The organism is Pseudomonas sp. UF-293, from assembly GCF_058245595.1.
Window position 1 is genome coordinate 1 of record NZ_JBSICA010000041.1, and the last position, 13,465, is coordinate 13,465.

The window sequence follows — 13,465 nt, forward strand, 5'->3', positions numbered from 1 at the left end:
GCAATGGACTAGCAACCGCAAGACCAAGGCGACAGTTACCTTGACACGTACCGGCTTGTAAAAAAGTAAGTCGCCGTCAGGCGAAACCGCCAGCAGCCGCTACCGAAGCAACGGATATTCACCCAATCTCAAGAGCCCGCGCAAGCGCCCCACCCACCCTCGAATAAACCTCCAGAACCCTAGGCACCACCGCCCCCAACCGCAACAAATCATGAGTCAACCCGGCACAAACCTCGACCTCGACTCCCACCCCCTGCCCACGCAGCCTATCGACATAAGCCTGCCCCTCATCCAGCAACGGATCAAACCCGGCCAATACCACAATGGCCGGCGCAACCCCACGCAAATCCTCCGCCAGCAACGGCGAAAAACGCCAATCCAGATAATCCTCCGGCCCACGCGCATAGTGCTGATAAAACCACTCCAGCGTGTCGTTCTCGAGCAAATACCCCTCACCAAACAACAGCCGCGAATCATGCACTCGCGAAGCATCGGTCACCGGATAACACAACAACTGCGCCTTCGGCGCGATAGCCACCGTGTGCGGCTGCCGCACAGCCTGAATCGCCAGTACCGTCGCCAACGTGGCACCCGCGCTGTCGCCACCAAACGCAACGCGCGAACCATCCAGGCCCAGGCTCGCAGCCTGTTCGGCCAGCCAGGCCAAAGCGTCCTCGCCATCCTCCAGCGCCGTCGGAAAGCGATGCTCCGGCGCCAGCCGATAACCGACCGAGAGCACCGCACACGGCGTGCGCTGGCAAAACTCGCGGCAGACGCCGTCGTGGGAATCCAGACTGCCGACCACAAACCCGCCGCCATGGAAATACACCAGCACCGGTAGCGACGAGGCAACACCGCTGGGCCGATACAACCGCAATGCCAGCGCCGCACCATCGCGGGCCAGTGTCTCAATCTCGCTGACTTCAACATCCTGCGGCGCTGGCCAGCGCAATTGCGCGGTGGTCTGTTCGAAGGTGGCGCGGGCCTCGCTCGGGCTTAGTTGGTGCATGGCCGGCAGGCCGGCGTCCTGGCTGTCTTGAGCAAGGTCGAGGAAAGCTTCCAGATCAGGGTGTAACGACATCGATAAAAATCCTTGTATCCGCAATAAGACGGGCGCGCCTTGGCAGCGCCCGCGCAAAAGACCGGGCGATCAACCCACCCGCGCCATGCAATGTTCGATCAACGCTTCAAGCTCGCGCTGGTAATCGCTCATCAGCGCATCCATGGTGCCGGCGCGGTAACGCTGGCTGCTGTAGATGCAGCGCAAGGCCAGTTGCCCGTCATAGACCTGGCCGACGATTTCCAGCCAGTTGCCCAGGTTCGCCTTGAGGCTGTAGTTGTCGCCGGTCTCTTCCAGTGCCGGCACCAGCAACGCCTGTTCATCGAAGCTCTGGTCGAACTGCCCGAGGTAGTTGAAGGTCACCCGTGCCTGCGGCAATGCGGCCAGTTGCGCCGAAATGTCCGGCCCAGCCAGATGACGCAGTACGCCATAGCCGATGCCCTTCTGCGGTACGCCCGCCAGTTGCGCCTGCACATCGATGATCGACTGGCCGATGTCATCGCTGTCCGGGCGCAAACGCACTGGGAACATGCTGGTGAACCAGCCGAGGCTGCGGCTCAGGTCGATCGATTCGAAGAGGTCTTCGCGACCGTGTCCTTCGAGCAGGATCAGCGCTGACGGTTGCTGGCTCCAGCGGCACAGGGCACGGCTGAGCGCTGACAGCAGCAGGTCGTTGATCTGCGTGCCGTACACCGCCGGGGCCTGTTTGAGCAGTTGTTCGGTGTGTTCGCGGGACAGTTTGAGCCGTGCCTGCGCCTGTTGCCGCACAAGGTTCTTGCCGCGCGGGTTGTCGCACGGCAGATCAACGCCGGGCTGATCCAGTTGCTCCAGCCAATAGCTCAACTCCTGTTCGGCAATCACTGGCGCCCGCGCCTGCAATGCCTCGGCAAACGAACGATAACTGCTGGTGCGAATCGGCAGTTGCGGCGCCAGCCCCTGCACACACGCCTCATAAGCGACTTTCAGATCGTCGAGCAGAATCCGCCACGACACGGTGTCGACCACCAGGTGATGAATCACCACCAGCAAGCGCGCCTGGCCATCCGGCAACGCCACATGCATGACCCGCCAGACCGGCCCGTCATCGAGTCTGAGGCTGCGCTGCGCGAGGTTGGCCAACGCTTCGACCTCTTCGCTGTTTTGCGCTTCACGGCGCCACAGCACAGCCTCGTCCGATAAGCGGGTGCTATAGCGCTGCAACCAGCGCCCGCCGTCGTTGGAAAAACGCAGGCGCAGCGAATCGTGATGTTGTTCGATCAAGCCCAGCGCCTGTTCCAGTGCATCGAGATCCAGCGGCTGACGAGCGCTGAGCAGCAACGACTGGTTGTAGTGATGCGCCTCGGCCATGCCTTCGGCAAAGAACCACTCCTGGATCGGCAGCAGATTGAACGCGCCTTCTGCGGCAACCTGAGTCAGGTCCGGCAACGCTTGCCCGGCGCCCTCCTGCACCACCTGCTGCTCGACGATGCCGGCGATGGTTTGATAGCGCATCAGATCGCGCAGCTTCAGTTCCATCTGCAGGGTTGGATGGTTTCTCACCCGCGAGATCACTTGCAGGCTGAGGATCGAATCGCCGCCCAGTTCGAAGAAGTTATCGCTGATACCGACCTGCTCGACCTGCAACACCTGCGCCCAGATCTCGGCCAGCAAGCTTTCCTGCTCGGTGCGCGGCGCAACATATTCGTCGCTTTTGAATTGCGGTTCCGGCAGGGCCTTGCGATCGAGTTTGCCGTTGGGCGTAACCGGGAACGCGCTGAGGCAGACGATCTGCGCCGGCACCATGTATTCCGGCAGCGAAGCACGCAGCCCGGCCTTGAGTTCATCGCCGATATCATCACCCGTGGCGGTGACCACATAACCGATCAGTTGCTTGCCGGAGGCATTGTCGCGGGCAATCACCAGCGCATCGCTGACTGCCGGCAACTGACGCAGGCTGGCCTCGACTTCGCCCAGTTCGATGCGGAAGCCGCGCACTTTGACCTGATGGTCGATGCGCCCGACGTAATCGACCACGCCGTCCGGGCGACGCCGCACCAGATCGCCGCTGCGGTACAGGCGCTCGCCAGGGGCAAACGGATTGGGCACGAAGCGTTCGCCGGTCAGGTCGGGGCGCCCGTAGTAACCACGGGCGACGCCGTAACCGCCGATGTACAACTCACCGGCAAAACCCGGCGGCAGCGGATTCAGATCGTCGTCGAGCACGTACAACGAACGTGCACCGACTGCGCGGCCGATCGGCGCGTATGCCGCTTCGCAGTGCTGGCTGATGGCGACTTTCCAGAGCATCGGCGTGACCACGGTTTCGGTCGGGCCATAGCCGTTGGTGAAGTATTGCGGACGCAACGCCGCTTTCACCTGTTCGAAGGTCTGTTCCGGCACCGCATCGCCACCGAAGCAGTAGATGCGCACCGGCGGCGGTGCAATGCCGCTGGCGGCGGCGTACTCGGCGAGTTGTTTGAGATAGGCCGGCGGGAAGCAAGCGATGGTCACGCCGTAATCGTGCAAGGCCTGATAGGTCTGCTCCGGCGTCCACAGGCATCCGTCGCGAATCACCAGACGACCGCCGCTGTACAAGGTACTCAGCCAGCGTTCGTGGGCACCATCGAAGGCGAACGACATGAAGTGCAACTCGCAACTGCACGCGTCCATTTCGTACAGCTCGGCAATGGCCTGGCAGTGCATGCTCAACGGACCCTGGGTGACGGCCACGCCTTTCGGCCGCCCGGTGGACCCGGAGGTGTAAACCAGATAGGCCAGGCTCTGCTCGTGAATAGCGCAGACCGGGGCAGCATCACTGTAAAGACTGCGATCGAGCTGATCGATTTCCAGGCGCAGCACGTCTGGCGGCGCCGGCAGGGTCGCACGCAGGCTGGTCTGCGTCAGCAGCAAGGCCATGCGCGAATCTTCGATCATGTAGGCCAGACGCTCCGGCGGATAATCGATGTCCAGTGGCACGTAGGCGGCACCGCTCTTGAGCACGGCGAGGAAGCTCACCAGCATTTCCAGCGAACGCGGCAACGCCACGCCGATCACCACTTCCGGCCCGGCACCGTGGGCGATCAGGCACTGCGCGAGACGATTGGCTTGCCGCTCGAGTTCGGCGTAGCTCAGGCTCTCGCCGGCGCATTGCACCGCGATCGCATCGGGTTGCTGTTGCGCATGACGGCTGATCAGCTCCGGCAGCAACTGCGGCGCGTGGCGGTGGGAAGGCTCGGCGCTCCAGGCCTGCGCCGCTTGCCATTGCTCGGCGGACAGACGCTGCAAGTTACCCAGCCGCTCATACGGCGCGGCCATCATCGCCGCGAGGGTGTTTTCCAGGGTCAGGCGAATGCCTTCTACCGCCTCGGCGCTGAAGTGGCTGCGCAGGTACAGGTACTCGATCGACAACTCATCGCCAAGCATCACCGCAAGGTCCATCGGCACGTTGGTCACGCCGTGGCCGATGGATTTGCCGAAGGTCAGCTCGGTGTCGGTTTCTTCCTGCAAGCGCTCGTCGATCGGGAAGTTTTCGAACACCACGATGCTGTCGAACAGCGCCTGACCACCGAGGTTCGACCAGCGCTGCACATCGGCCAGCGGCGCCTGGGAGTAATCGCGAATGTCGAGGTTGTAGGCCTGCACTTCGCCCAGCCAGTCGGCCAAGCGCTGATCGGCCTGTGGGGTCTGAATGATCGGTAAGGTATTGATGAACAGGCCGAGCATGTTGCCGACGTTCGGCAGGCTTTCCGGACGCCCCGATACGGTGGCGCCGAAGGTCACCGTCTGCTGGCCGGTGTAGCGTTGCAACAGCAGCAGCCACGCGCCCTGAATCAACGTGTTCGGGGTGATGCGCAAGTCGCGGCAGAACTCCAGCAGACGCGCGGTTTGCGCTTTGTCCCAGTTCGAATAGATCGCATCGTGACCGGCTACGTCGGCACTGTGACGCGGGTGCATCGCCTGACTCAGCGCGGTCGGTTCGTTGACCACCGCCAGACGCGCCTTCCAGAACAGCTCTTGGGCATCCTGATCCTGCGCCTGCAACCAGGCGATGAAGTCGCGATAGCGGCCGTTTTCGCCAGTCACCTCGCCCGTGGAGTAGTACTGCAAGACCTCGCCGAACAACCGCGAACTGCTCCAGCCGTCCATCAGAATGTGGTGGCTGGTCCAGATCATCTGGTACTGCTGGTCGCCCAGCTGCAGCAGGGTCACCCGCTGCAATCGCGCTTCGGACAAGTCGAAGCCCAGTGCGCGGTCGGCGCTGGCAAACTCGGCAATCGCCGCCTCGCTGCAGTCCTGCCCACGCCAATCGAGCACCTGCATCTGGAACGGCGCCTGGCGATGCACGACCTGCAGCGGTTTGGCCAGACCGTCCTGCCAATGGAAACTGGTACGCAGGATCGCCTGACGGACAATGATGAATTCCCAGGCCTGGCGGAAACGCTCAACGTCGAGGCCCTTGATCGGCAGGCTGACCTGTTGCACGTAAAGGCTGCTGCCGTTATCCGATAGCGTATGGAAGAGCATGCCTTCCTGCATCGGCGACAGCGGATAGACGTCTTCAATCAGCTCCGCCGGCACCGGCAAGGCATCGAGCTGCGCCTGATCCAGTTGCGCCAACGGGTAGTCGCTGGCGCTGGCGGATTGCGCGTCTTCTAGCGAAACCACTGCGGCCAGTTTCTGCACCGTCTGCTGCTGGAACAGGTCTTTGGGCGTGAAGCAAATGCCCTGCTGCCGCGCGCGGCTGACCAGTTGAATCGAGATGATCGAATCGCCGCCGAGGGCGAAGAAATTGTCGGTCACGCCGACCTGCTCGATCTTCAGAATGTCCTGCCAGACCTCGGCCAACTGCTGCTCCAGCGGCGTCGAAGGCGCGACGTAATCGCGTTGCGCCTGATTGGCATCCGGCGCCGGCAAGGCCTTGCGATCAAGTTTGCCGTTGGGTGTCAGCGGCAACTGTTCGAGGAACAGCCACTGCGCCGGCACCATGTAGTCCGGCAGATGCGCCTTGAGCGCGGTTTGCAGCGCAGTGCTCAGCGCGTCCAGTTGCGCAAGACTCTGATCGGCCTCGGTCGGCACCACATAAGCCACCAGTTGCTGACCGCTGACGCCGTCCACAGCCAGCACCACGCCTTCGCGCACGCTGGCCTGGGCCAGCAGACGCGCTTCGATTTCACCCAGTTCAATACGGAAGCCACGCACCTTGACCTGATGGTCGATGCGGCCGACGTATTCGATACGGCCGTCCTCCATGAAACGCGTCAGGTCGCCGGTGCGGTACATACGCTCGCCGTTGCTCGCCAACGGGTTGGGCACGAAACGTTCGGCGGTCAAGCCTGGGCGCAACAGATAGCCACGGGTGATGCCATCGCCGGCCAGATACAGCTCCGCTGCGATGCCGACCGGCGCTTCCTGCAATTGCTCATCGAGCAGGTATGCAGTGGTATTGCGCAATGGCCGGCCGATATTGGCCTGGCCGCCGAGTTCGCGACGGGTCCAGGTCGAATACGTGGTGTCTTCGGAAGGCCCGTACAGATCGTAGACGTGGGCGACCGAAGTCTCGCGGTACAAGGTGTCGACCAGCGCCTGCTTCAGCGGCTCGCCGGCCAGATTGATGATGCGCACGCCCGGCGGGATCTGGCCGATGCGTTGCAACGCGGCAATCGCCGACGGCACGGTGTTGATCAGGCGCACCTGATCACGCTCGGGCAAGTCCGGTAGCTCCAGAGCATTGCGCGCCATGACCATGGACCCGCCGCGCGCCAGGGTGACGAAAATCTCCCACACTGACAGGTCGAAGCACACCGACGTCGACGCCAGCACGCCCTGCAGATCGTCCTCGCTGTAGACCTCGGCGGACCAGTGAATCAGCGCCTGCACGTTGCGATGGGCGATGACCACGCCCTTCGGTTTGCCGGTGGAACCGGAGGTGTAGATCACGTAGGCAAGATCGGCCGAGTCAGCGCGCGCCGGCAGGTTGTCCGGAGCCTGCGCGGCGAACGCCTCGCCGCCGGCCTCGACCAGCACCACGTGTGCTTCGCTGGACGGCAATTGCGCCAGCAACGCTTGCTGGGTCAGCAGGACTTTCGCCTGGCTGTCATCGAGCATGTAGGCCACGCGGTCGGCCGGGTAGTCCGGGTCCAACGGCACGTAGGTGCCGCCGGCCTTGAGCACCGCCATCAGGGCGATCACCAGTTCCGCCGAACGCGGCATCGCTACGCCGACGCGTACTTCGGCGGTGACACCCAGTGTCACCAAATGCCGGGCCAACTGGTTTGCCCGCCGGTTCAGTTCGCCGTAGCTCAGCGCCACGCCGGCATGACTCAACGCCAGTGCCTGCGGATGCGCTGCGACCCTTGCTTCAAAGCTCTGCGAGATCAGTCGCTCGGCCGGATAAGCCGCGTGATTGTCGTTCCACTGCGCCAGCGTCTGACGCTCGGCCAGCGGCAGCAGACCGATCTCGCCGAGTGCCCGTTGCGGCGCCTCGACAAATTGCTCCAGCACTTCACGCAGATGCGCGGCCAGAGCGAGCACGCTGCGTTCGGCAAAGTGCTCGGTGAGGTAGTTGAAATCGAGGTTGAGCACTTGGCTGGCGCCGGCGATCAGGGTCAGACCGTAGTTGGTCTGCTCGCGATGCTCCAGACCGGAAAAACGCAGCCCGCCCGGGTTGGCCTCCAACGCTTCGGACACCGGGTAGTTCTCGAACACCAGCAAGGTGTCGAACAACGCTTCGCCACTCAACGCGGCCAGACGTTGAATGTCCTGCAACGGCGTCTGTTCGTAATCGCGCAACAACAGGTTCTTGTCCTGCACACTGCGCACCCAGTCACCGACGCTGAGGCTGGCCTGCGGGCTGGCGATCACCGGCAAAGTGTTGATGAACAGCCCCAGTTGCTCCTCGATGCCTGGCAAATCCACCGGACGCCCGGATACCGTGGCGCCAAACGCCACCGTGGCCTGGCCGGTGTAGCGCTGCAACACCAGCAGCCACGCGGCCTGCACCAGACTGTTGAGGGTCACCTGTTGCTGACGGGAGAAGGTGTTCAGACGCTCAGTGAACGCTTCATCGAAATGCAGACGATGCATCTGTTTGCCCGGCCCCGGCACGGTGCGTCCGTGGCAGGCCGACGCCAGTCGGGTCGGCTCGTCGAGTTCGGCCAGTTGCCCGCGCCAGAAATCCTGCGCGGCTGCCTTGTCCTGGCCTTGCAGCCAGACCAGAAAATCGCGATAGCGGCCCTGCGCGCTCGGCACCGGCTGGCCGGCGTAATCCTGCAGCACTTCGCCGAACATCCGCGAGTTGCTCCAGCCATCCATGAGGATGTGATGGCAGGTGAAAATCAGTCGATGGCGATCGTCGGCAGTGCGCAGCAGGCACAGGCGCAACAGCGGCGGATTCTGCAGATCGAAGCCACGTTCGCGGTCGGCCTGCGCCCGTGCTTCAAGCACCGCCGGCAGATCGGCGGCATCGCGCACATCGATTTCCGGCATTTCCAGGGTCAGTTGGCGGTTGATCACCTGCAACGGTGCATCGAGGCCATCGCGGCCCCAGATGAAACCGGCGCGCAGCACTTCATGGCGATCGACCACCCGTTGCCAGGCTTGCTGGAACCGCGCAACGTCGAGGCCGTCGATGTCCAGCAGCATCTGATAGACGTAGGCGCTGGCGTCCGCGTCGTACAGGCTGTGGAACAGAATGCCTTGCTGCATCGGCGCCAGCGGATAAATGTCCTCGATGCGCTGGGCGGCAATCGGCAGGCTGTCCAGATGCGCCTGGGACAAACCGGCCAGCGGCACGTCGGACGGCGTGAGCCCGCCCGCATGGCTGAGGCAGTGCTCGATCAATTCGTTCAGCGCCACTTCGTAGGCGCGGGCCAGCGCGGCAATGGTCGTCTCTGCGAAGACGTCGCTGCTGTAGGTCCACGTCAGGCTCAACTGGCCCTGATAAACCCGGCCATCGATGGTCAGCCAGTTGGCCATCGGTGCGTTTTCGTCCTGACCGGCGCCCTTGTCCTCGGTGGCCGGCCGCCACAAGACGTCGTCATCGAAGTTGTTATCGAACTGGCCGAGGTAGTTGAACGTCACCTGCGGTTGCGCCAGTTCATGCAGTGCCGCTTGTGCTTCGGCCGTGCCGAGATAACGCAGCAAGCCGTAGCCGATGCCCTTGTTGGGGATCGCGCGCAGTTGCTCCTTGATGCCTTTGATCGAACTTTCCAGGCTGGCGTTTGGTGTCAGGCGCACCGGGAACATGCTGGTGAACCAGCCAACGGTGCGGCTCAGGTCGATGTCGTCGAAGAGGTCCTCGCGGCCATGGCCTTCGAGCTGGACCAGCGCGCTGTCGCTGGCGGTCCACTCGCAGAGCACCCGCGCCAGTGCGGTCAGCAGCAGGTCGTTGACCTGAGTGCGGTAGGCCGCCGGGGCCTGTTGCAGCAACTGTCGGGTACGTTCGGCGTCCAGCCGCGTGTCGACGCTGCGTTCGAAGCGGTTATTCAGCTGGCCCTGCGGGTTGTCCAACGGCAAACCGAGCGGCGCGCCGCGCAACTGCTCGCGCCAGTAACTCAGTTCACAGCCCAGCGCCGCGCTGCGCGCATGCTCTTGCAGGCGCAAGCCCCAGTCCTTGAACGCGCTGGTCTTGGCCGGCAGATGCACGCTCTGTCCACTGCTGATCTGCTGATAGGCGCTTTGCAGGTCTTCGAGCAGGATCCGCCACGACACGCCATCGACCACCAGGTGATGAATCACCAGCAACAGTCGCTGACTGGCGTCCGGCAAATCGATCAGCGCCGCGCGGATCAGCGGGCCGTTGTGCAGGTCGAGGCTGCGTTGCAGGTCGAGGCACAGCGCTGGCAATGCCGCGCTATCGTCCAGCGTGAAAGTGCGCAACAACGCTTGTGGCTGATCCGCCGCGCCGTGGCTCTGCTGCCAGCCCTGCTCGGTTTGGCGATAACGCAGACGCAAGGCGTCATGCTGTTTCTGCACCTGCGCCAGCGCCTGTTGCAGCGCAGTGGCTTGCAGGGTTTTCTCCGGGGTCAGCAGGATCGACTGGTTCCAGTGGTGGCGCGCCGGGATGTCGCTGTGGAAGAAATACTGCTGGATCGGCGTCAGCGGCGCATCGCCGAGCACCTCGCCCTGCTCCGTTTGTACGGCGTCGCTTTGTTGCGCGACGGTGGCCAGACGCTGCACGGTCTGGTGCTGAAAAATGTCCTTGGGCGTAAAGCGGATACCGGCCTGCCGCGCGCGGCTGACCACTTGAATCGAAATGATCGAATCGCCGCCCAACTCGAAAAAGTTGTCGTGAAGCCCGACCCGTTCGACCTTGAGCACGTCCTGCCAGATCTCGGCCAGGCGCTGTTCCAGTTCACTGCGCGGCGCCGCGTAGGCCTCTTGCACTTGCGCAACGTCCGGCTGCGGCAGTTGCTTGCGATCAAGCTTGCCGTTGGCGGTCAGCGGCAGTCGGTCGAGGAACGCCCAACTGACCGGAACCATGTAATCGGGCAGGGTCTCGCGCAGGTGCGCCTTGATCGAATCGCGCAGCGCGCCCTGCTCGTCCGCGTTCAATGTCTCGACCGGCACGACCCAGGTCGCCAGTTGCTGGCCACTGAGACCGTCCACCGCCAGCACCACCGCTTCGCGCACCTGTGGATGCTTGAGCAGTTGCGCTTCGATTTCGCCGAGCTCGATGCGGAAACCACGGATCTTCACTTGGTGGTCGATACGGCCGATGTACTCGATCACCCCATCGCCGCGCAGGCGTGCGAGGTCGCCGGTACGGTACAGACGCTGGCCGGCCTTGCGGTTGAACGGGTCGGGCACGAAGCGGGTAGCGCTCATGCCAGCCTGATTCAGATAACCACGGGCCAGACCGGCGCCAGCGATATACAACTCACCGATGCAGCCTTGCGGCACCAGGTTGAGCGAACTGTCGAGCAAGTACCACGACAGGTCGACAATCGGCGCGCCGATCGGGCTGCTGTGATTGCTCTGCAGATCCGCCAGCGACAACGGCCGGTAAGTCACGTGCACGGTGGTTTCGGTGATGCCGTACATGTTGATCAGCGTCGGCGCGCGATCGCCAAAACGCTCGAACCACGGACGCAGATTCTGTACTTCCAAAGCCTCGCCGCCGAACACCACGTAACGCAGGGCATTGCTGCGACTCGACTCGCAGGCGACCTGCATCAACGGCTTGAACGCCGACGGCGTCTGGTTCAACACGGTGACATGTTCATCGCACAGCAGCGTGTAGAAATCCTCCGGCGAACGGCTGACATCGTGCGGCACGACCACCAGTTTGCCGCCGTACAGCAGCGCGCCGAAAATCTCCCACACGGAAAAGTCGAACGCGTAGGAATGGAACAGCGTCCAGCTGTCCTGCGGGCCGAAATCAAACCAGTGCTCGGTGGCGCTGAACAGGCGCATCACGTTGCCGTGCGGCAGCAGAGCACCCTTGGGTTTGCCGGTGGAACCTGAGGTGTAGATGACGTAGGCCAGATTGTCCGGCGTGGTCAGGCATGGCGGGTTGCTTGCGATGCCGTGTTCCGGCGCCTGATTCAGATCGAGGCAGATCAGCCCCGGCGGCAGCGGCAATTGCCCGAGCAAATGGCCCTGAGTCAGCAGCAACTGGATGCCGCTGTCGTCGATCATGTAACTCAAGCGGTCATCGGGGTAGCTCGGGTCCAGCGGCACATAGGCGCCGCCGGCCTTCAGCACCGCGAGAATGGCGACGATCATGTCCAGCGAACGCTCGACCGCAACGCCGACGCACACGTCCGGGCCGACGCCCTGCTCGATCAGCGTATGCGCCCACAGGTTGGCGCGGTGATTGAGTTCGGCGTAAGTCAGGCGTTGCCCGGCAAAGCTCACCGCCACCGCATCGGCATGCCGCTCGGCCTGGGCCTCGATGGCTTGCTGGATGCACTGGGTCAGCGGCTGTTCAATCAGCGGCGGATTCCATTGCGCCAACAGCTGTTGCTGCTGGCCTGCATCGAGCATTGGCAACTGGCCGATACGCTGGCTCGGCTCGGCGACGATCGCTTGCAACAGCGCGGTCCAGTGTTGCGCCAGGCGCTCGATGGTCGCTGCGTCGAACAGGTCAGTGGCGTACTTGAGCACGGCTTCGATGCCGTGGGCCTGTTCGGTGGTATTGAGGGTCAGGTCGAACTGCGCGGTCTGGCTCTGCCATTCCAGCGGTTCGATTTTCAGGCCGTTCAGGCGTGTGGCGATGCTCGCGCGGCGCTCGGCCTGGTGGTTGAACATGACCTGAAACAGCGGACTGTGGCTGAGGCTGCGGCCCGGCTCCAGCGCTTCGACCAGTTGCTCGAAGGGCAAGTCCTGATGCGCCTGCGCCTCCTGCGCCGTCTGTTTGACCTGACGCAGCAGTTCGACAAACGGCAGCTCTGCGTCGACATCCGCCTTGAGCACCTGGGTGTTGACGAAGAAACCGATCAGCCGCTCGATTTCCACCCGGCCACGGTTGGCTACCGGCACGCCGACTCGGATGTCGCTTTGCCCACTGTAGCGATGCAGCAAGGCCTGAAACGAAGCCAGCAGCAACACGAACAGGGTGACGTTTTCCTGCCGGGCAAACGCCTTGAGGGCATGGCTCAGCGCCGGATCAAGAATCAGGTTGTGGCTGGCGCCGGCGAAGCTCTGCTCGACCGCGCGCGGGCGATCCAGCGGCAGTTCCAGTACCGGTTGTTCGCCGCCGAGCTTTGCCTGCCAGTAGGCCAGTTGTCGCTCCTGCTCACCGGCCTCCATCCAGTGGCGCTGCCACAAGGCGTAATCGGCGTATTGAATCGGCAGCGCCGGCAGACCGGCGTCGTGACCGAGGTTGAAACCGGCGTAAAGCTGCACCAGTTCCTCGATCATCACTTGCAGCGACCAGCCATCGGAAACGATGTGGTGCAGGGTCAGCACCAGCACATGGTCATCAGGGTTGACCTGCAGCAGCGCGGCACGCAGCAACGGGCCGTGCTGCAGGTCGAAAGTCTTTTGGCTCTGAGTCTGGACGAAAGCCTGGATCGAGTGCTCCGGGTCATGCGCCAGATCAGCGCTCAGGTAATGAATCTCCAACGCAAAGGGTCCTGCGGGCAGGACCACTTGCAAGGGTTGTGCGCTGTCTTGAGTGAATACGGTGCGCAGGGTTTCGTGGCGCTCGATCAGCGCCGCAATGCTGCGTTCCAGTGCCGGCACATCCAGCGGCCCCTGCAAGCGCAGGGCCGTCGGAATGTTGTAGGCCGCGCTGTGCGGTGCCCACTGCCAGAGGAACCACTGGCGCTGCTGAGCGTAGGACAGCAGCAACGGCTCTTCAGCCGTGCGCTTGAAAACCGGGGCAATGTCAAAGAGGTTGACGCCTTTCTGCTTGAGCAGAACCGCCAGAGCCTTTCTTTGCTTAGCCGAAAGTTGTCCTACCGACTCGATTAACTCTTGCAC

At 63.1% G+C, this 13,465-nt stretch carries 2 protein-coding genes; both read right to left on the reverse strand.

All coding sequences use genetic code 11. From position 1 onward, the window contains the following. Window positions 1-118: 118 nt before the first annotated feature. Window positions 119-1,081, reverse strand: coding sequence for an alpha/beta hydrolase (locus tag AC4IHP_RS25815; protein WP_490833070.1), 963 nt, complete (start codon window positions 1,079-1,081; stop codon window positions 119-121). 69 nt (window positions 1,082-1,150) lie between these two features. Beyond that, on the reverse strand, window positions 1,151-13,465 hold the full coding sequence (locus AC4IHP_RS25820) for a non-ribosomal peptide synthase/polyketide synthase (protein ID WP_490833071.1): 12,315 nt from the start codon (window positions 13,463-13,465) through the stop codon (window positions 1,151-1,153).